Origin of the sequence: Paenibacillus sp. FSL R5-0928 (genome assembly GCF_037970385.1) — a bacterium.
Classification (GTDB): Bacteria; Bacillota; Bacilli; order Paenibacillales; family Paenibacillaceae; genus Paenibacillus_AQ; species Paenibacillus_AQ odorifer.
In genome coordinates this window covers 243953-265295 of the sequence record NZ_CP150225.1, presented here as the reverse complement: position 1 = coordinate 265295, position 21343 = coordinate 243953, and the positions used below count along the sequence as shown (strand labels likewise).

At 45.7% G+C, this 21343-nt stretch carries 15 protein-coding genes; 11 read left to right on the top strand and 4 right to left on the bottom strand.

Annotated features, from left to right (window positions below; genetic code table 11):
- The first annotated feature begins 223 nt into the window (after positions 1-223).
- The 7 genes from MKZ16_RS01225 to MKZ16_RS01195 all read left to right on the top strand — a co-directional run bounded on the left by MKZ16_RS01225 (position 224) and on the right by MKZ16_RS01195 (position 8566).
- The gene (locus MKZ16_RS01225; RefSeq protein WP_036687229.1) at positions 224-1117 is read left to right on the top strand and encodes a sugar ABC transporter permease; all 894 of its coding nucleotides are present in this window, start codon (positions 224-226) and stop codon (positions 1115-1117) included.
- A complete protein-coding gene (locus MKZ16_RS01220; RefSeq protein ID WP_038568194.1) occupies positions 1114-1992 on the top strand; it encodes a carbohydrate ABC transporter permease in 879 nt (292 codons plus the stop codon). Before MKZ16_RS01225 ends, MKZ16_RS01220 begins: the two co-directional genes overlap by 4 nt.
- Positions 1993-2044: 52 nt before the next feature.
- Positions 2045-3430, top strand: a complete 1386-nt coding sequence (locus tag MKZ16_RS01215) for a sugar ABC transporter substrate-binding protein (RefSeq protein ID WP_076107308.1) — start codon at positions 2045-2047, stop codon at positions 3428-3430.
- A gap of 134 nt (positions 3431-3564) precedes the next feature.
- Positions 3565-4554: a LacI family DNA-binding transcriptional regulator gene (locus tag MKZ16_RS01210; protein ID WP_076101123.1), complete on the top strand. Its 990-nt coding sequence runs from the start codon at positions 3565-3567 to the stop codon at positions 4552-4554.
- Positions 4555-4585: 31 nt separating this feature from the next.
- Positions 4586-5581 carry a BadF/BadG/BcrA/BcrD ATPase family protein gene (locus MKZ16_RS01205; protein ID WP_076107306.1) on the top strand — a complete coding sequence of 332 codons (996 nt, stop codon included), beginning with the start codon at positions 4586-4588 and terminating at the stop codon, positions 5579-5581.
- Positions 5582-5587: 6 nt separating this feature from the next.
- Positions 5588-6898 carry a 6-phospho-beta-glucosidase gene (locus MKZ16_RS01200; RefSeq protein ID WP_076101120.1) on the top strand — a complete coding sequence of 437 codons (1311 nt, stop codon included), beginning with the start codon at positions 5588-5590 and terminating at the stop codon, positions 6896-6898.
- A gap of 189 nt (positions 6899-7087) precedes the next feature.
- A complete protein-coding gene (locus MKZ16_RS01195; protein WP_076107304.1) occupies positions 7088-8566 on the top strand; it encodes an acetylhydrolase in 1479 nt (492 codons plus the stop codon).
- Here the strand turns inward: MKZ16_RS01195 and MKZ16_RS01190 are convergent.
- Complete coding sequence (locus MKZ16_RS01190; protein WP_249267709.1) at positions 8548-9585, bottom strand: MerR family transcriptional regulator; 1038 nt, start codon at positions 9583-9585, stop codon at positions 8548-8550. The genes MKZ16_RS01195 and MKZ16_RS01190 overlap by 19 nt on opposite strands.
- A 395-nt stretch (positions 9586-9980) precedes the next feature.
- On the bottom strand, positions 9981-11321 hold the full coding sequence (locus MKZ16_RS01185; protein ID WP_076107303.1) for a PLP-dependent aminotransferase family protein: 1341 nt from the start codon (positions 11319-11321) through the stop codon (positions 9981-9983).
- Between the two features lie 142 nt (positions 11322-11463).
- Between MKZ16_RS01185 and MKZ16_RS01180 the strand changes: the two genes are divergently transcribed.
- A complete protein-coding gene (locus tag MKZ16_RS01180; protein ID WP_076101113.1) occupies positions 11464-12387 on the top strand; it encodes a DMT family transporter in 924 nt (307 codons plus the stop codon).
- A gap of 96 nt (positions 12388-12483) precedes the next feature.
- On the opposite strand, the gene MKZ16_RS01175 is transcribed toward MKZ16_RS01180, so the two are convergent.
- Positions 12484-13131: a hypothetical protein gene (locus MKZ16_RS01175; RefSeq protein WP_076107301.1), complete on the bottom strand. Its 648-nt coding sequence runs from the start codon at positions 13129-13131 to the stop codon at positions 12484-12486.
- Between the two features lie 160 nt (positions 13132-13291).
- Between MKZ16_RS01175 and MKZ16_RS01170 the strand changes: the two genes are divergently transcribed.
- The 3 genes from MKZ16_RS01170 (at position 13292) to MKZ16_RS01160 (ending at position 16893) form a co-directional block, all read left to right on the top strand.
- Entirely contained in the window at positions 13292-14029 is a 738-nt protein-coding gene (locus tag MKZ16_RS01170; RefSeq protein WP_076107299.1) for a response regulator transcription factor, read from the top strand.
- Positions 14007-15359 carry a HAMP domain-containing sensor histidine kinase gene (locus MKZ16_RS01165; protein ID WP_076107298.1) on the top strand — a complete coding sequence of 451 codons (1353 nt, stop codon included), beginning with the start codon at positions 14007-14009 and terminating at the stop codon, positions 15357-15359. Before MKZ16_RS01170 ends, MKZ16_RS01165 begins: the two co-directional genes overlap by 23 nt.
- A gap of 778 nt (positions 15360-16137) precedes the next feature.
- Positions 16138-16893 carry an SDR family oxidoreductase gene (locus MKZ16_RS01160; RefSeq protein WP_038568170.1) on the top strand — a complete coding sequence of 252 codons (756 nt, stop codon included), beginning with the start codon at positions 16138-16140 and terminating at the stop codon, positions 16891-16893.
- A 103-nt stretch (positions 16894-16996) separates the two neighbouring features.
- Here MKZ16_RS01160 and MKZ16_RS01155 read toward each other — a convergent pair whose 3' ends face one another.
- Positions 16997-21310, bottom strand: a complete 4314-nt coding sequence (locus MKZ16_RS01155; RefSeq protein ID WP_081386637.1) for a glycosyl hydrolase — start codon at positions 21308-21310, stop codon at positions 16997-16999.
- Positions 21311-21343: the final 33 nt, after the last annotated feature.

Here is a 21343-nt window from a genome sequence, read left to right as displayed (position 1 = left end):
TAGCAGAATACATGTTACGTTTAATAACTGATAGCGCTTTTATAGTTAAAATAAGTGTTGATTATTTAGTGATCATCCTCTATGATAAGCTTATTAAAGCGAATCAAAAAGTTAAAGCGATTAAACTTTAATCTCTAGGCGCCTAGTATTATTGCTAATTAATAGTGTTAGTTTGATTAAAAGTTAAAGCGCTTATACTTTTAAAACGAGAGGTTGGTGTGTCATGATCAATCGCGAGAACAGGCGGCAGACGTTCTACATGTATCTGTTCATTTCTCCTTGGATTATCGGCTTCCTAGTATTCGCCCTTTATCCTATCTTATCATCGCTTTACTTCAGCTTTACTGATTATGACATCATACACCCACCTAAATTTATCGGGCTCGCTAACTACACAGAGATGTTTCACAATGACCTGTTCTGGAAATCGGTGGTTGTCACGCTGAGATATACCTTCATCGGTGTACCTATCCAGCTTGCGCTCGGTCTTGGCTTTGCGCTATTGCTCCACCAGACCATTCCTCTGCGCGGCTTTTTCAGAACAGCAATGTATTTTCCAAGCATGGTATCCGGCGTGGCCATGTCCCTGCTGTGGTACTGGATCTTCAACCCGCAGATCGGGCTCTTCAATTACATCCTTTCCTGGTTCGGTATTCATGGACCGGCTTGGCTGATGAACCCAGACACTGCGCTATATGCCTTGATTATCATGACTTTCTGGACAGCAGGTTCAGGAATGATTTTATTCCTCGCAGGTCTGCAAGGCGTACCGGCAAGCTTGATCGAAGCCGCTAACCTTGACGGTGCTGGGCGCTTCAGAATCTTCCTGAACATTACCTTACCGATGATCTCTCCCGTGCTGCTCTTCCAACTAATTATGGGACTGATCGATTCCTTCCAAGTCTTTACCCAAGCTTTTGTCATGACTCAAGGGGGGCCGAATTACTCTACCTGGTTCTATGTCTATAATCTCTACACCAGTGCTTTCAAAGAATATCGTGCCGGTTATTCCTCAGCCTTGGCATGGGTGCTCCTTATCGTAGTTATGCTGTGCACCGCACTAATTATGAAATTGTCTAACCGTTATGTTCACTATGAAGGAGGCGGACGCAAATGAGTACAGTCAGAGCGCTAAGCCCCCGGACTAAAGGAACAAAACGCCGCCGGAAAGCGGAGCCTGTTAAGATTTTCAGCTTTATTACTCTAGTAGTTACAACATTTCTGATGCTGCTTCCTTTGTTCTTCATGGTCTCCACTTCACTTAAGTCCAAACGCGAGATGCTGAAGTTCCCACCCACCTTTCTTCCGGAGAGCTGGCAGTGGAGCAATTACACAGAAATATTTGATACCCTGCAGTTCGGTACACTTTATAAAAACAGTCTGATTATCGCCGGCTTTAGTGTTGTGGGAACCTTGATTTCTTCGGCGCTAGTCGCCTATGGATTCGCCAGATTCAGAGGTACAGGTAATCAGGTGTGGTTCATCCTGCTGCTGAGCACCATGATGTTACCCTATCCAGCCATTATGATTCCGCAATTTGTACTCTTTTCGCAAATGAACTGGATCGATACCTTTTTACCCTTGATCGTGCCTGCTTTCTTCGGTTCAGCCTATAATATTTTTCTGCTGCGCCAATTCTTCTCTACATTGCCTGAAGAGCTGTTTGATGCCGGACGCATTGATGGCTGTGGCGAAATACGAATGTGGGCTACCATAGCAATCCCACTCTCCAAACCTGCACTTGCAACCGTAGCTATCTTTGCTTTTATCTACAACTGGAATGATCTGCTTACGCCAGTGCTTTACTTAAGCTCATCAGATAAGTTCACGCTACCCGTCGGGATGGCTTCTCTCACCTCATCGAGGTTCCGCATTCCACCTTGGCATCTGCTGATGGTTGCTTCGGTTCTAGCTATGGTCCCAATCGTTACGCTGTTTGCTGTAGCCCAGAAACAGTTCGTCGAAGGGATTGTACTTACAGGGATTAAGTAATAATCCGCCATCCGGCGGCCAAATATACTTGAAATCATGGAGGGTTTAGCTAATGAACAAGAACAGGAAAAGTATTGCGCTTTTACTTGCAGCAACCATGCTCGTTGTTCTAGCCTTATCAGGCTGTAGCGGCGGCAAATCGGCGGGTAACGCCCTATCTGAAGGAAACGGTGGCTCTACTAATTCTGGAGGCAAAGCAGAAACGGTAACGATTACCCATTACACAATAGATTCAGAAGACCGCACATTTGTCGAAAAATTAATCCCTGACTTCGAGAAGCAGCATCCGAATATTAAAGTGAAAGTGGAAAAAGCGCCATATGAGCAGTTCGACAGCAAGTTGCAAACGCTAATTGCCGGCGGCAAATCGCCCGACGTGACAAGTCACTGGGGGTATGGAGGTTTCGCAGAATACTACAATAAGGGTATGTTGCTCGATATGACCGACCTTATGAAAGAGGATGGTTTCAAGGCAGAGGATTATAGCATCCCAGAGAATCTGATGAGCATCTACAAGGTTAAAGATCACACTTACGGCATCCCGGTCAATATGTATGTCACCTTGATGCTCTATAACAAAGACATGTTTGATGCTGCCAAACTGACTTATCCAACAAGCGATTATGAAGATAAGAGCTGGACGTTTGAAAAAATGGTCGAAGAAGCTAAACAAATGACGCTTGTATCCGATGATATCGCCAAAACTCAATATGGCGTAGACTTCACTTGGTCCGAACGCGATATGCGGCCATTATATTTTGGAGCGGAGCCTTACTCAGAGGATACATGGACTAATGGCGGCGTGCCTTCCGAGACTTATTTTGACTCCCCTGAAGTGATCGCTGCCTACAACAAGCTTTTTGATCTTGTCTTTAAGGATAAAGTCTCTCCTTCTTCCGAATGGAGCAAAAGCGTAGCTGGACAGAACGGTGATCCCTTTGTTGCTGGTAAAATCGGCATGTCTATCGGAGGCTCATGGAACCTTGCAGGCGCAAATGACTTCCCCTTCAAAATTGGCGTTGCCGCTGTGCCTTGGGGAGGCAATGATAAGGTACGCAGCACCCTTTATGTCGATCCGCTGCTGATCTTGAAGGACTCCAAACATCCGAAGGAAGCTTTTGAATGGATCAAATACCTGATCACAAGCGATGTACAGGAGAAATCCATTGAGCTTAGTGGCGGTAACCCACCAGTCAACACCGAAGCTGCAGAAGCTTACTATAAACATTTTGAAGGTATCGATCCACAGGATATCAAAAATGTCTACGAGGGTGCTGTTAACTACGGCTTCGAATCCTACAACCACTTAATTACCAACTACTCGCAAATTAATGACATGTTCATTAATGAATTGCAGCCAGTAGAAACTGGACATAAGACGGTTGAAGAGGTGATGGCGACGATTCAGAAGAAAGTTACAGAGATCATTCAGCGATAACTGTTTGGCAGGTATACCGCCCCTTTAGGGACGGTATACCTGCGTGAAATCATACGTTTAGCGGACAGTCTGCCAACCCTGTATACTGGAAGTAGAAAACAGGATCGGAAAATCTGCCGTGAGGAGAATTAAAGATGAAAGTGAGTATTTTTGATGTAGCCAAAAAATCCGGATTATCCGTTGTAACCGTATCCCGGGTGTTAAATGGGGCCGAATCGGTGCGCGAGAATAACCGCCAAAAAGTGCTGGAGGCAATTAAAGAGCTGGATTACCGCCCTAATGCTGCAGCACGCAGTCTGGCAAGCGGTAAGACGGGAATTATCGGTATTATTGTCACTACCCTGCAAGATTCCTTTTTTGACGCAGTGGTCAAAGAGCTGAATGAAATATTAGCGATGCATGGTTATTTTTTAGCGATATCCATCTCAACAGGCATCGAATCGGATGACAGCCATTATTTAATTCAGGAGGATCGTGTAGACGGTTTAATTCTGCTCTCTCCAATGGAAGAGGACAATTATATTGTGGAGTTAAAACGGCGGGGTATCCCTTATGTGCTGATAGATAATCAGAAGCCCGAAAATGATACCTACTCCATCACGATCGACAACTTCAAGGGGGGATATGCAGCTACGCGTCATCTGCTGGAGCTGGGACATACTTCAATCGCTCATCTCTGCGGTCAGGAAATGTTCCGGAGTACGCGGGAGCGGCGCAGTGGATTCCTACAGGCGCTTCAGGAACAAGGGCTGACCCCCTTTGAGATCGTACCAGGTGATTTCGATATTGGGATGGGATACGATACCTGCAAACGTTGGCTGAAGGAAGGAAAGCTGCCCACCGCCGTATTCGCCGGGGATGACAATATCGCGCTAGGAGTCATCAATGCCCTGATGGAAGCGGGTATTCAGGTACCCGAAGAGGTGGCAGTGGTCGGCTATGACGATCATTATATTGCTTCACAGCTTCATCCACATCTGACAACAATACGTCAGCCTGCGGATAAAATCGGGCTGGCAGCCGCGGATATGCTGCTCAAACGCATCTCTGGAAAGATGAAACGCGGAGCCGGGATGCGGATTGATCCGGAACTTATCGTACGTGAGTCTACCGGAGCTGAGTAGATTAAATTTTATACACTAGGAGTGACGACCATTGACTTACTACTTGGGGATCGATGGGGGAGGCACGAAAACCTATGCTCTGCTAAGCGATGAACATGGCAATGTTCTTGGTAAAGGCAAGAGCGGTAACGGCAACCACCAGACAGGCGCCCTTGAGGCCGCCAACAGTATTCAAGAGGCCACATTCGGGGCACTGGCTGAAGCCGGACTCCGGTTGGAAGACATCCAGCATACCTATCTCGGACTTGCCGGTGCTGATCGCGAGGCCGACTACGCTATTCTCCATCCGATGATACGCCAGATAGGATTCACCAAATACACTATTAACTGTGACACTATGATCGGTCTACGCGCCGGAACGAATCGCCCATATGGTGTCGCGCTCATCTGCGGCACCGGCACCAATTCAGCAGGCAGAAACCTGCAGGGAGAGCATTATCAATGCGGCGGCTTTGACTATATGTACGGTGATTTTGGCGGAGGTGGCGCACTCAATATTGAGGTGTTTCGTTCCGTTATCCGAGCTTGGGACGGCCGGGAACAGCCCACCCTCTTAACAGGCTTACTGCTAAAAATGCTAGGTTATGAGGAAGTTGGGCATTTGTTTCACGATTTCCTCGATCATTGGAAAAAAGTCCCTGTAAATGTTGCTCGCCTGCTCTTTGAAGCAGCAGCTGAAGGCGATGCCGTAGCGTTGGAGATTTTACATCGGCAAGGGGTTGAACTAGGTAAGTCTGCGGCAGCTATCATTCACAAGCTAGGCATGGAGCAGGAGACCTTCGATGTGGTGCTGGCAGGAAGTCTGCTAACCCGAGGGGATCGCGGTTGGATTCGCCAGCCTATCGAGAAAGCTGTACATGCTGCAGCCCCTCAGGCAACCGTGGTTACCCTTGCCACAGAGCCTGTAGTCGGTGCAGTATGGTCAGCTATGGATCAAGATGGATTGGCCCTTAGTAGTGAAGTATATGACAAAATGCGGAAATTTCAGGATTATGAATCGATCAAACAAACTACAAGACAGGAGTGATTAATCTTGGCAGCTAACCAAGGATTAAAGATTGCAGTTATCGGTGGAGGTTCTTCGTATACCCCAGAATTAGTAGAGGGATTCATTCTTCACTATAAAGAACTTCCCGTGCGCGAATTATGGCTTGTAGATATTGAGCCTGGTCTTCGCAAGCTGAATATTGTAGGTAACTTGGCAAAACGTATGGTGGAGAAATCCGGCCTTCCGATTGAGGTTCATCTGACAACAGACCGCCGTAAAGCTATCGAAGGCGCCGACTTCGTCAGCACCCAGATGCGTGTCGGCATGCTTGATGCCCGTGCCCGTGATGAGTCGATTCCGCTCAAATATGGCGTTATTGGCCAAGAAACAACAGGTCCTGGGGGAATGATGAAAGCACTGCGCACCATCCCTGTTATTCTGGATGTATGCCGTGATATCGAGGAACTGGCTCCCAACGCATGGCTGCTCAATTTCACTAACCCTGCTGGGATGGTCACCGAAGCCGTTCTGAAATATTCTAAGGTTAAAAGTATTGGCCTGTGCAACGCACCTATCGGCCTGATCAAGCAAGTCTCTGCCAAATATAATGTAGCAGCAGACCGCGTATATGCCGAATTTGTGGGCCTCAACCACTTGCACTGGATTACTCGTATCGATGTTGAAGGTGAAGACAAGCTGGATGATATGCTTGCAGATACAACCAGCTACAGCGCTAAGAACGTACCGGCAAGAGAATGGAACCCGGAATTCCTGCAATCCCTTCATGCACTGCCCTCATACTATTTAAAATATTTCTATATGACCGATGCCATGCTCGAAGAGCAGATGGAATCCCATAAACAAGGCATTAACCGTGCTGAAGTCGTCAAACGTGTAGAAGAAGAGCTCTTCGAGCTTTATGGCAATCTAGAGCTAAGCGAGAAGCCGAAGCAGCTGGAACAGCGCGGCGGTGCTTTTTACTCAGAAGCAGCTGTTAATCTCATGAGATCGCTCCATAACGGATCAAACGACATTCAGACCCTAAATGTCGCTAACCGCGGCATATTGGACTTCCTGCCAGATGACGCCAGCATTGAAGTGAACTGCGTGGTCACCAAAAACGGCCCGCTACCTCTGCCACTGACCAAAATTCCAACCATGGCTAAAGGACTCATTCATGCTGTCAAAACCTATGAACAGCTGGCGATTGACGCCGCTGTAACCGGAGATCGCGCCCTTGCCCTTCAGGCGCTCGCACATCACCCGCTTGTTCCGTCCGTGGACGTAGCGATTCGGATGCTGGACGAAATGCTGGAAGCTAATAAAGAGTTCCTGCCGAACTTTTTTGCGAATTAATTCATACCTCCTATCGAGAAATAACTAAAAGAGACCGAACCCGGTCTCTTTTTTTTCTTGTTATAAATCTTAAATAATCCTCTAAATATAGTGAAGTCACAGCGAGCAATTGATTCTCCCCTAACAGGAGGTTTTATACTTGGATTCAGTACAGCAGCCAGAAAAGAAAACCAAGGAGGATTATAGATTATGAGATTACTTGAAATCACACTTGTCTTATTTAATGTATTGTTGTTGGGTTGGCTAACCTTAGGACGGCCCAAAACACAGCGCGGGTGGCTGATCGGCGGCGGGATTTCTACTGCTTTACTGCTTATCCATGCATTCGTGGAAGGGTTGCGGTGGCCGATGATTCCAGTGTATCTGATCACACTATGGGCAATCGTGGGCGGAACAAGACTTTTCTTCCGATCCGCAGCAAAGGCAGCAAGAAAACCGCAACGGCGTTGGAAAACACTAGTGCTGACTGGAGTTGGGGCGGTTTATGCTGCCGTTTCCATTGCTCTGCCCCTCCTGTTCCCTGTATTTTCTTTTGCGGAGCCCACAGGTCCTTACAAGATAGGAACCGTCACCTACCATTGGACCGATTCTGCACGGGAAGAAAAGTTCACAGAAACATCCGGTGACTCCCGCGAATTAATGGTGCAAATCTGGTATCCAGCAAGTTCAGAGTCTACAGGGAGCCCGGCGCCATATTTATCTGATCCTACTCCGTATATAGAAGGGCTGCATGAATTTTTACAATTGCCGGAGTTTTTATTCTCAGGATTAAAACTGGCCAACACCCACGCTATTGCGAATGCCGGTTTGGCAGATACGGAAACTAAATATCCGGTGCTTCTTTTCTCACATGGATTTATGGGCTACAAGAATCAGAACACCTTTCAAGTCGAGCAATTGGCAAGCCACGGCTATATTGTCGTAGGGATTGAACATGCTTATAGCAGCGTAGCTTCGGTATTTCCAGACAAGTCTGTGGTAACGTTTGATTCAGAAGGAAAAACAGGCTATGAGCAAATGAAGTATTCTTTTATGGATCGGCGTAATGAAGTCTGGGTAGAAGATGCTAAGTTTGTGCTGGATCAAATGGAGACCTTATCTGCGGACGATCCTAGTGGTCTGTTTACAGGCCGGATCGATCTTGAACATATGGGTATGTTCGGTCATTCCTTTGGGGGAGCCACGACGGTGCAGATGCTGATGGATGATCAAAGAATACAAGCAGGCATTGATATGGATGGGGTACTTTACGGTGAAAAACGGATTCCTGCAGACGGCTTGAAGAAACCTTTTTTGCTCATGAGTGCCGATGACACCTTAAAAGGAGTAGACCAAACCAGCGATGCTGAAATCGCCGCACTACGGACGGATAGGAAAGAGATTACAGCCTACTATAATGAGCTATTCGCCCGGTATGAGCCAGTAACTGCAGGCGGGAACTATTGGCTGACTTTCAAACAAAGCAAGCACATAAGCTTCTCAGATCTATATCTGCTTACCCCCTTGTTTGAATGGATGGAACATGTGGATGTGCGCGGAACACATGAGCTGATTAATGAGTATACGCTGGATTTTTTTGACCATTATTTAAAAGGACAGCCCTTGCAATATTTGAATAACAACCTGGGAGACCATCCGAAGTATACACTTCAACAAGGTGCGGAATGAGAATTCTCCTGCGCAAGCTTCCATTCTAGCCCTTCCATCAGCAAGGCGTTGCCTCTCACAATAACATCCCATTTGGGATTGAGGAGCAAGCATAGTTTATTAAAGCGTTCTATCCGTTCGGTAACAGCAGTTTGCATCAAATGAGCATATTGGCGGAAAAAGGCAGCTTTATCGCGGAACTGCTCTGGACCTGCATACATCATCACAAAATCTTCAACAATTGCCTGTACAACAGCGCTGTCTGCTGATAGTTTTTGTTGCAAGGCTGCTTCTACCCGAATTCGGATATTCTCCAGCGTCCGAATCCAAACCGCAGCGGGAACGCGGGGATGTCTAACCATATTGAAAAAAGGCAGCTCAAATCGGACAAGCTCCTCCATGTACTGTGTATCGTTCATAAGTGCTTGTAGTTCGTTCCAAGCTACGGTTTGCGCGGCTGTCACTTTGACTTCATTCATAATATATTTATTGAACAAATATAAAAAGGTATCCCGCCATTCGGACGGCAATTGACCGAGCGGCTGTATTTCTTCTATTTTACTGGAGATGAACTGGGTTCGCTTATCAGCATTCATGGACAAAGAGTCCACCAGCTCATTCATGTAATCCATGGAATCACCTGTTGAGACATGCTCTTGGGCTTGGCGCAGAATCGAAATCATATTGGTCAGCGTACTGACCTGGGTCTCCAAAGCTTCAATCTGCCAGTTGAGTGCTGTAGTGAGCTGGATTTCTCCAGCGATAACTTGGCGAATCTCGTCAATGCCGAAATCCAAATAACGTAACGTTGTGATCAGCCGCAGGCGGGAAATATCTTCAGGAGTATATAAACGGTGTCCGCCTTCGCTGTGGCTGGATGGTTTCAATAGATCGATATCGTCATAATAACGAACGGTTTTAATAGTTGTGCCCAGCAGCTTAGCCACCTCGCCGATGGTTTTCGTATCTTTACGCAAGTGATCACCCTTTTTGATGGAATCATACGATGTTGGAATGGATTGTACCGAAAGGAACGACAACTTTCAATTTGCTTGTTGCTGATACTCGCTACCCAAGCAAAGATGGATAAAGCATCTTGGTAATTTGCACTTAGCCAATTCGATATCGGACACAGCTGACCTTAAAAGCGGCTTTTTCCCACTTTTAGAGTGCTATCGGACCCCATAGCCGTTGTTAGCGTGAACACCACTCAATATGACCACTTTCTACTTGAATAGCGGCGCTGGGGTCCGAAACTCTGCTCCAAAGGCTAAAAAATAGCAAATAACGTCATCTGGGTCCGCATGACTCGGCGGAAGATTGCACCAGAAAATGTGTTCGGATATTTATAGAGAAACCAGGGATTACTGACCTTTTATTATAGATGGCTCCCAGCATTTCCACCATTATTATCCACTGATTTATCGCTGCGCTCTCAGCGTATTTCTTGCATTACCTGTTCAATGCCAGAGCGAATATCCGGCTCTTTTACACTGGATACATTAAGCTTTAGAATCTTCTCTTTATTAAAAGAGGGCAAATAACCGCTGTCCGCCATTTCGATGCGAATGAACTTTTTTTGCAGACGTTTGATCATCTGTTCTGTCTTTACGCTGTCACCAAGCTTCAGATACGTATGCACGCCAAGCTGGCCGGTTGGATGGTAAGAATAATGCTGTGCTGTTGCTGTATCTAACTCTCTCATAATCGATTCATGGAGCAGCGTGGATCTTTTTTCGTAGCAGGAACGCATCTTTTTTCGGTGGCGCTCGAACATTCCGCTTTTCAGATACAACTCCAGGGCAGCCTGAGACAGCATAGAGCTATCTATATCCATCAGTCTTTTGAATCGGTTAAAAGAGTCACACAGGACCTCTGGCAGTACAGCGACACCGACACGCAGGCCCGGAAAAATAATTTTGGAAAAGCTTTTCAAATAGATCACATGGGAAGCATCGTCATAAGCGTAGATCGGATCCTCTTTTGCATCCTGCTCCAAGTCCGCCATGTAGTCATCCTCAACGATGTACACATCGTATTTAGCTGCTAGCTGAGCAATCGCCTTCTTCTGGGTACGGGTATAGGAGACGCCAAGCGGATTATGAAATCGCGGGACGGTATAAAAGAACTTGAACTGGCCTGTCTTAAATAACCGCTCTAATTCATTCAAGTCAACCCCAGCGTCCGAACGCTTTATCCCCTCTGTCTCAATGCCATACGTCTTCAGATATTCCATAAACAACGGGTAACCCGGCTGCTCAATCAGCACTCGCTGCCTGCCATTCGGAAAAGGAATTCGGGTCAATACGCCAAGCGCCTGCTGCACACCTGAGGTAATAAAAATCTGATCCGGATTGGCAAATACCTGATAAGAAGCCAGATGGCGCTGCATTTCACGAATAAGAGAAGGAAGCCCCTGCGGCGTTCCATAGATGAACAAGTCATTGCGGTACATATCAATCGCTTTATTAATACAATGTTGGAAATCCAGATACGGAAAAATATCCGGGTCGGGTGCAGACACCGTAAAATCGATCCAATGTGCACCTTCGTCTTTTCGCTGTCCGCTTCGTTTCATGACATAATAACCACTTTTTGAGGCGGCATAGATTAAATGTTTGTCCTGAAGATCCTGCAACGCGCGAATAACCGTACTTTTACTACATCCATAACGTAAGGACAACTCCCGGATAGACGGTAATTTATCTCCCTCACGATACGTATCCTCGGCAATTTGCAATTCCAGCTCGTTGATTAACTCCGAATACTTATACATCCCTTTCACCTTCCTCCAAGCTTATTCTGTACCGGTACAGATGAATAATAATTACATTGTAGCACAGCTACTCTAGCCTTAGAATAAAGAGCAGAACAGGACCGGTACCTAAATGCGCGCAACACTTTGGAGGTCTTTACTAATGAATACATCTTCTACTCAAAAAGCGATAGCAGCAGCTGTCTTGAATGCTATTATTGTCGGGTTTTCCTTTATATTTGTAAAAATGGCCCTAACCGTCTCGGATCCTTTTGATACGCTAGCTCATCGCTTCACGTTATCTTTCCTTGCCGCTTCTTTATTTACTTTTCCAGGGTGGGGGCGGGTGAAGTTTGGAATATCCAAGGCAGCAGTGATAATCCCACTGGCTTTAATGTATCCAGCGTTGTATTTCACCCTTCAAGCGTATGGACTTCTGTATACAACCTCCGCTGTAGCGGGTATTATTCAGGCGACAATGCCCATCTTCACCATCCTTTTGGCGGCGATGTTCTTGAAGGAAACCACGAGCAGCTTCCAAAAGATCTCTACATTAATCTCAGTTGCAGGCATTATTCTTATCTTTGCCATTCCAGGTTTGAGTATCTCTTCTTCTAGTCTTTGGGGCGTCTTGCTCATCCTAATCTCAGCTTTATCCCTTGCCGGTTATAATGTTGCGGCTCGAAAGCTGACACGTACCTGGAGTCCCAAAGAACTTACCTATATGATTACTTTATTCGGATTTATATTTTTTAATGGACTGGCGATCATTAAGCATGGTTCGGCAGGAACCTTGGATCAGTATTTCACACCTTTTCAAGAGCCAAAATTCATATTCTCCATGCTCTATCTCGGCGTACTCTCCTCCCTCGTGACCTCCTTCCTCTCCAACTATGCTTTATCACGGATGGAAGCTTCACGCGTGAGCATTTTCGGCAGTCTTTCAACAGTTGTCTCTATTCTCGGTGGTGTACTTCTGCTGAATGAGCAACTGGAATGGTACCATTGGACTGGTACAGTGATGATCATCGCCGGGGTGATCGGTGTGAACTGGCGGAAGCAAGTAAGGGCCAAAGGCAAAGCGTGAAGATTGATATGCATACAAAAAAGACACCCCGCGAGGTGTCTTTTATCTTTACCCTTTTCAGTATCTCTATTCTGTATCAAGCCTCGCTAATCGCCGTTATTTGGCTGTTTCAAGCTCCTTGATCTTCTCTTTATATTGGTCCAACAGATTAGCTAAAGCTTCCTTGATCACAGTCGCATCTTTGGATTTAGCGGCACTATTCAGATCATCTTGGGCTTTGAAAAAAGCTTTATCCGCGTCGCTAAGATCTGGAATGGAAATAGCAATTGAAGTCGCATCTACAGCTTTAATTGAAGTAGTGATATTGCTATCTACCTTCATATCATCGACTACAGGTACTACTTCAAGGTTACGACCAGCTTCAATATATCCCGCAGGTAGAGCTTCGATGGATAGTATTTCTTTTGATAATTGAACTCCCTCCACCAGTTCCGCAGGCACAAGCTCGGCAAGTGCGGTTACACTAAATCCAGCAACCTTATAATACTGATCCAAGGTGTTCTTCCAGTCTTCTTGGGTATTAGGTGCGTAGGTCTTAGCCAACTCCAGGGGATCTACCCAATCAATAGTGGTTACTTTAGTGGCAATTGTTCCTTTAGAGGCAGCAGTAACCACGGCTGCGGCCGTTGTTTTCGTGTTTCCGTCTTGTGCTCCACTTGCTGCGTTCGTTGCAGACGGTGCAGCAACGGCGGACACTAGCAGGGCGGACAGCGCTAACTTTTTAAATAACATCTGTTGATTCATAAATACAACACTCCTCGTCGATTCGAATGATCTTACAAGACCAAGCTTACAAAAGGGGTGTGGCAGAACATTGGTTAATTTGTGGAAAAACGATGGCAGCCGCCCCTACCCACCTCTGGATTGATATACTTGTAGGAGAATAATTTGGAGGTAACCCGAAATGAATAATCCATACCTCATTGCCGTAGTCGACGATGATGAACATATACGCAATCTTGTTGAAGCTTATTTACAAAAAGAAAATTACCACACCATCGGCCTTGGCAGCGCTGAGGAAGCATGGACCTTGTGGCAGACAAACCCCCCGGATATGTGGGTACTCGACGTTATGCTCCCCGGCATGGATGGTTATGAGTTCTGTAAAAGGATTCGTAACGAAGCCGAATTACCGATCATTATGATCTCCGCAAGAGATAATGAAGTGGATAAAATATTAGGATTGGAGCTTGGCAGTGACGATTATCTAGTCAAGCCGTTCAGTCCTCGTGAGTTAGTCGCCCGGATCAAACGGCAGCTTCAACGCTGGTACAAAATGAGTAATCAGGCCGAAAAATTGAACAGTCAGGCCACTTCCACCCGTCTTGAAATTGACCAGCTTCTACTATTGCCGGAAGAAAGACGTGTATTCTGGTGTGGTGAAGAGGTGGACTTGACCAGCAAGGAATTCACCATGCTAAAAGTATTCGCTGATGCCCCTAACCGGGCATTTACAAGAGATGAGCTGCTGAGCTATGTGTGGGGAGACGACTATTTTGGAAGTGATCGCGCCGTGGATCATCTAATTAAACGGATGCGCAAAAAACTGGAGCATTTGCCCATTGAGGCAGTATGGGGACACGGATACCGCATGAGAACAGATGGGGGTGAGCATACGAATGAAACTAGCACATCAGATTAATTTAGCCTTTAGTATTGCATTGGTATTGCTACTATCTATTACTGCTGTCGTGATCCATTTTGTACTGCTCAACCATTTTGTCGGAACACAAAAAGAGGATTTAAGAACCATTGGTGCAGCGATGTCAGCTACATTGACTGAAGAAAGTAAATACATCGGGGAGATTGGCACTCAGCTGGAAGCTCTGCCCGTGACCATACCTTCTCTAAGCACTGCAGGCGTCGAAGCCATTCTTAGCGATGAGACAGGAAAAGTCTTGTCCACATCATCAGAGATGAGTTCAATTGCAATAAACTACGATGCCAAGAGTGTCACAGGCCAAGCCACTGAGCTCCAGAACATTTGGAATGGAACAGATACACGGTATATTACTGAAGTGAAGGCTACACCTATAGGCACGCTAACTTTACTAACCCCTATGAGCGCAGTCACTGCTATTGAACAAGCTTTGCTCAGAAGACTGCTGATCGTTTTCAGTGCAGCGGGAGCATTTATGTTCCTATTTGGCCTATTTATCACCAAGAAGCTGATTCAACCTCTAATGAGGCTGCAACAAGAACTCCGCAAAGTCAAAGAACGCCACTTCTCAGATGTTAAATTAATTAAGGCAGGAGGGGAACTTGGCTCTGTCGCACAATCGGTATATGACATGGCAGATGAATTGAACCGTTTTAACCATGTGCAGAAACAATTTTTCCAGAATGCGTCTCATGAATTAAAAACCCCCTTAATGTCCATTTCCGGCTATGCTGAAGGAATCAAGGATGGAGTTTTTGAAGGTGAGAATGTAGTAAAAGGGCTAGACATTATCATGAGCGAAAGCAGCCGCTTGAAGAAGCTCGTGTCCGAAATGACTTTACTTGCGAAGCTGGACAGCGAGGAAGATATATTCAAGCCTACGGATATTTGTTTAAAAGATCTACTTACAGAAACCATCGAAAGAATGAACCCTCTATTGATGAAAAAAGAATTAACCCTCCATATCTCCCACGATCATCAAGATTCTCTTACGATTCGTGCGGATAGAGATAAGCTGCTACAGGCGCTTCTTAATGTAGTATCGAATGCCACACGTTACGCTAACCAACATATCTATATCCATGTTTCGGTCAAGGAGGGCCGGGCCCTGTTATCCGTAAGTGACGATGGTCCTGGAATTTCGGACGATCTGCTCCCCTATCTCTTCCATCGGTTTGTAAAAGGAAAAGACGGAGAATCCGGACTTGGACTGGCTATTTCCCGCGCAATCATCGAGCGTTGTGGAGGTCAGATCAGCGCCGGCAACCGAAGAAATGGCGGTGCGGTAATCTCGATGGGGTTACCTTTATAAATATTCAGAGGCTGTCTCAAAAGTAGTGAATTCTACTTGGGGGCAGCTTCTTTTTTATGGAATGGAATTGAAAAGAAAAGTAATGGATTTTACTGTGCCATATGACACTACGCGTAGTGTTCTATGATATTGGGTTGGGCGGTGGGCGGTTGGGCGGTGGGCGGTGGGGCGGTGAGCGGTGGAACGGTGGGGCGGTGAGCGGTGGAACGGTGGGGCGGTGAGCGGTGGAACGGTGGGGCGGTGAGCGGCGGTAGGCGTAGGCGGTAGGCGTAGGCGGTAGGCGTAGGCGGTAGGCGTAGGCGGTAGGGTTTAAACTAATTAGGGAAAAACTCCCTGAAAATAACCGATATTCGCTCTAAATGAACGAAATCAGGGAATTCTTCCCTAATAATTAGGGGGATTTCTTAATTAGTTACTAAATCGGCCGAAAATCAGGTAAGTTTTCCCTAATTATAAGTCTGATGAACAGAAATCTCTGAATTTCAGGGAGAAATTCCCTAATTACTCTATAAATACTTCACTTATTGCATCACTTGCAGCATCACTTGGTGCGCCGCTTAATTCAATCGCTCAACATCTACATAAGAGCCGGAATAGGCCTCATCAGCTGCTGAAACATTCATCATCACCCTCTATATTCATCTTGGTAAATGATGCCGTTTCTACTTCATGGTAAATATAGCTACTATTTTGGGTAATATATAGTCGAAGTAACAATTACACCTTACCTCGAATAAGAGTTAGATACTACATTTTTTCACAAAAAGGAGATCACAACATGAGCAGACTTGCAGGAAAAGTAGCTATTATTACTGGTGGAGCAGGCGGTATTGGTAAAGGAATGGCCTTGGCTTTTGTTAAAGAAGGCGCTAAGGTAGCCATTATTGACCTCAATGAAGAAACCGGCAAAGAAACAATTAAAGAATTACAAGAATATCAACCTGAATCTATCTTTATTCAAGCGAACCTCAAGGAACACGATAAAATAGCTCACCTTGTTAAACAAGTAGCTGATAAATTCGGAAAAATAGATATTTTAGTAAACAATGCCCACGCATCCAGAATGAAATCTATCGAAGAAACTACACAGGCTGATTTCGATTTATCTTTTGATACAGGCTTCTATCCAACCTTCTATTTCATGCAAGCAGCACTACCCTATTTAAAAGAAACTCAAGGTAAAATTATTAACTTTGCATCGGGTGCTGGCCTCAACGGTGACACCAATCAAGGAACATATGCTGCTGCAAAAGAAGCCATCCGTGGAATTACCCGGGTAGCCGCTAATGAATTTGGTCCATTTGGAATCAACGTAAACATCATTGCTCCAATTGCTAATTCCCCTGGCATGATTGAATGGGCAGAAGCAAACCCTGAGTATTACCAAAACATGATTTCAAAAATTCCTTTGAGAAGATTGGGTGAACTGGAAAGTGATATTGGTCGTGTTGCGGTATTCCTAGCGAGTGAAGATTCCGATTATATTACGGGCCAGACTATCATGGTAGATGGCGGATCTATTAAGCTTCGTTAATTTCAAGCAGATTCTCGTAGACCTTAAAATGAATAAATTTGATGCTAAATAAATAAGCCGGAAGTGAACATCGTAAAATGTTCGCTTCCGGCTTTACTACTTTCTATTTAATCGTGATTTCGTCCACATATACGGTAGCACTACCCACCGGATCGGTTGCTGTGGTCATGACTTGAACGCCAATCGCTTGGGTCAAATTACGATCCGCTACCTTGCTGATATCCAATGTTATTGTAGTAAATCCATTGGTATCTACTGGTGCAGCCGTAGAAGCAGTCCATGTTCCCCAGCTTGAGCCACTTTGGGTGAACAGCTGAGCCATTACACCGCTAACATCGCTTGCATCAATAGGTACAACCTTGATTTTAAGCGTAATTGTTGATGCATTCGCTAAGTTGGTAACCACCATACGACGCAGCTGGAATTGCCCTCCATTTAATGTTAAGTCCGCTTGCATCGAATGAGTTCCCTCAGCATACACAGCATTGCTCACCGATAGATTCTGGGCCAGTGCTGTATTATATTTATTATTTTCATCCACATTGATGCTGAAGCCTTGCAGTGTATTGTCCTCGAAGCCATAGACGACAGCTTCAGGTGCGGTACCATTCTTCAGGGTCCGAACATCATCCAGATACAGCGTAGAAGTTCCCGTACCGCTGAATCCCTCGAGCTTGATACCTATGGCTTTTACACTATTAAGATCAGCAATACCTGCCAAGTTGAGCGAAACCGTAGTAAATCCACTCGAATCTACTTTCACAGCTCCACTGTCAGCCCAAGCCCAGGTTGATCCCGTCTTAATATACAAACGTGCATCCGCTGTTCCGTTCGACAGTTTAATTTGTGCGCTTAATTTATCTACCGCGCTCAGATCCAGACTGCCATTTTTGCTGAGCTCAAAAGCTCCACCTGAATCGAGTGAGAACAAGGAGCTTAACGAATGAGTTCCTTCAGCAGCCTCATCAGTCGAGATCACTGCCGCGCTTGCACTGGCATTATTTTGCTCTACTGTCCAGTCCTGAGTATCTTTTTCGAAGCCATACAACAGCTTCGCCTGTTCTGGCGTGCTGCCAGGACCTTCGCCCCCGTTAGGGACGCCACCCGTTCCATCATTAAACGCTGTAATATCGTCAAAGTACAGCGTACCAGACGTACTTGCTACTGTGTCCTTTTTATTTACGTAGATAGACACTGCCCGAATGTCCTTAAGGTTCTCTTTAGTGATTACTTTACCAGCATTTCCTGTATCCCATGGCGCTGGAGCGAACTGGCTGAATGGAATTTCCACCATGCCAGGTGTCGTACCTGCCAGTGAAGGATAAGCTTCAAAAGAGATGCCGCTTGCATTGACCTGAATAACAAGCTTGTGGTCACTGCCATCAGGTGCAATCCAGAGCTTCAATTTGTTGGCGTCCGACCAGTCGGCATTATTCATGTTTTTGGTACGACCTGTATAACCTTGACCATCCACATTATAATCGAACCTCAGGCCATACTTGCCATCATTTTTATGGTCCGCATCAAGTGAGATCGTATTTAGATCGCCCGCAGGACTTAATGCCGCACGAAGTAATTCATCATTCCCTTTGTAATTCTCAAAAGTATCTACAACCAATGGATCCCCATTGCCCTGCACGTCACTTACAAAGATTTGGATCGTTTGTGAAAGTACAGAACCATCCTTTGCATAGGACTTAACAGTAAGCATCACGCCAGATTCGTCGAAGGCTACACCTGGCGTCCAATCTGCCAAGTAATAGAAACCTTCTGCGTCAGCTGCCATGCTGTACTCTGTTGTGTCATCCCCAATCAGGTAGGTTACTTTATCCACGTCTTGATTTAACACACGAACACGAAGGGTCGATGCTTTTGTCGTGGGCACTGTTTGGTTTGCCGTTGGTGAGGCAATGTGTAAAAAAGGTTGCTCGGCTTCTGTAGTTACCTGTTTCGAATAAGCATCCGCAACAGCCACCTCATGGCTGAAGCTTGTATACGGATCATTATAATAGTCCACAAAATCAGGGAGCAGTTCATGATCCCCTAGTCCGTTTGGAGCATTTCTATAAGGGACAAAGATAGAATCTGTATTGAAATTCGCCCAAGTCTGCATGTAGGCCATCCGTTTAGCATCCGGATCAGACTGCAGCGCAGTGATTAGCTTGGTAAAGAACTTCAGGTCCTTCGTGCCGGTTGGCTTCACACCCGAATAACCGAACTCAGTAAATGCTGCAATTTTCCCCTTATCATCCGCCAGCTTCGAGATCAACTTAGCATCCTTCACGACTGAATCAAACCAACCCTCAGTGGTTCCGTCATAATAATTATCGAAGCCCAGGATATCGACATAGTCATCTCCCGGATACGTCTCAAGGAAGGTCGCATCTGTGCCGTTAAACGGACTTCCCGGTGAGAACGCATACAAGAAGTTATGCACATCTTTTTTGTCCCGTAAATATTCAACGGTATGACGATAAATTTCAGCATACTGCTCCTTCGTACGGTAAGGTGCACCCCACCAGAACCAGCCACCATTTTGCTCGTGGAATGGACGGAAAATGACCGGAATAGCTTTACCATTATCATCTTTTAAGTTATTCGCAAAGTCCGCAATCATATCCAGGAATGCATTAAATTCTGCATGTTTGTCACCACCGGGTAATATATGCGTAAGCACATTCCCTTTGGTGTCATAAAAGTCCTTTCCTGTGACGAAGTTCGGCATATGTGAGCTTAATGTAAGCACGCCGCCTTTTTCATAAGCAGATTTCATCACGCCGATTAATTTATCACGATTCTCCAGCTTGGTTGCGCCTAGATCGCCTGGTTTCTCAAAACCTTCAAGACTAAGCGTATCCCAGCCGAACAGGCCCGGAAGGTCGCCTACTGCATTCTCAACCTCAGACTGCGTTCCGTCCTTTTCAGTAATAGAAAGTCCTTCTGTAGTAGCATGCTGATGTCCAAACAAGATCTCACTGCCGCGGATATCCTGTAAGTAGGCGAATAGTGATTTAGTCTCACTACTTGCATCAACATCCGCTAAATTCTCGATACGTCCCACAGGACCCGTCGGGGCGGTCGGTGTCGGTGTTGCTGTTGCTGTTGGTGTTGCCGTTGGTGTCGGTGTTTCCGTTGCTGTTGGTGTTGCTGTCGCTGTAGGTGCCGCGGTTGGATTAGTCGGACCTGCCGGCGTTATTGATGAGCCTGATGCCGAGGTAGGCGCTGGGGTAGCCGTTGCTACAGGACCTTGATTGCCTTTGATAATAACAATTGTGCCAGGAGCAATGGGCTTACCGTTCAACGTTACTCCTGTTGCTTTAACGTCCGCTTTTGCAATGTCGCCCTGACCAGAAATGGTGGTTCCAGTCGCTTTATCAGCAACGTTTAGATTTGCAATCGATGCGCCTTCACCTAGGATCAGTCCCACAGTTCTATTTAGAATTCCCGTGGTGATCATCGTCCCAATTCCAAACTCCAGCCTTGCTAGACTATCTACCGTTAGCTGAGAGATTTGGGTTGTACCACTCGTGAGGACACGAACCTCACCCTCTTTACGATTTATATTTACTTTGCCTAATGAGCTATTCTTAATAAGAATGGAGTTTACCCCGCCACCTGCAATAAATGTGGTGCCCGTAACCTTAATGCCCTCAAGGGTCACTTCGCCGTTACCGATCCCAGCGGTTAGATACAGGTTTCCGTTTATCGTTGCATTTTTTAACACAACACCATCATGATTAACGACTACATTTCCAGAAACTATTCCTCCTTCAAAGCTCCCAGATTGCGAGTAATAACTCTTCACTATTTTATTAATTAACGTTATAACTTCGGCACGGGTGATCCTTCCAAGCGGCTTAAAGGTTCCATCCTCATACCCTGTGATCAATCCTGAGAGCGCATCAACTGCATCCTTAGCATAAGCTTGAATCTGAGAGGAATCATTAAATCCACTCAATGATGAAGCGCTTTCAGTAGCTTGAAGAGTAAATATCCGAGCCAACATCGTCACCGCATCCTGACGCGTTATATAATCAGTAGCTTGTGCTTTATTCTCTGAGTAGCCTTCATAATACCCAGCATATCGTGCCAACGAAAGCTGATCTGCATACCAATCGTTTGCTTTTACATCGGAAAAAGATTGATCTGACTTCATATAGAAACCGAATACCTTATTCAAGATCGTAGCAAACTCAGCTCTTGTAATTCCTTCATTGGGATGAAAAGAACCATCCTGATACCCGTTTAAAACGCCATTTTCTACCCACTTCGCAATATTTTGTTGTGCCCAGTGACCCTTTGTATCACCGAATCCAACAGTGGATGGTGCTGCTGCTGCAGAAATTACAGATGGGAAAGGAGACATTATCATTGCACAGGCAAGTATACTCCCCAGCCACTTTTTCGCTTTTTTCATTCCTAATTCTCCTTCGAAAATAAATGGATTTGA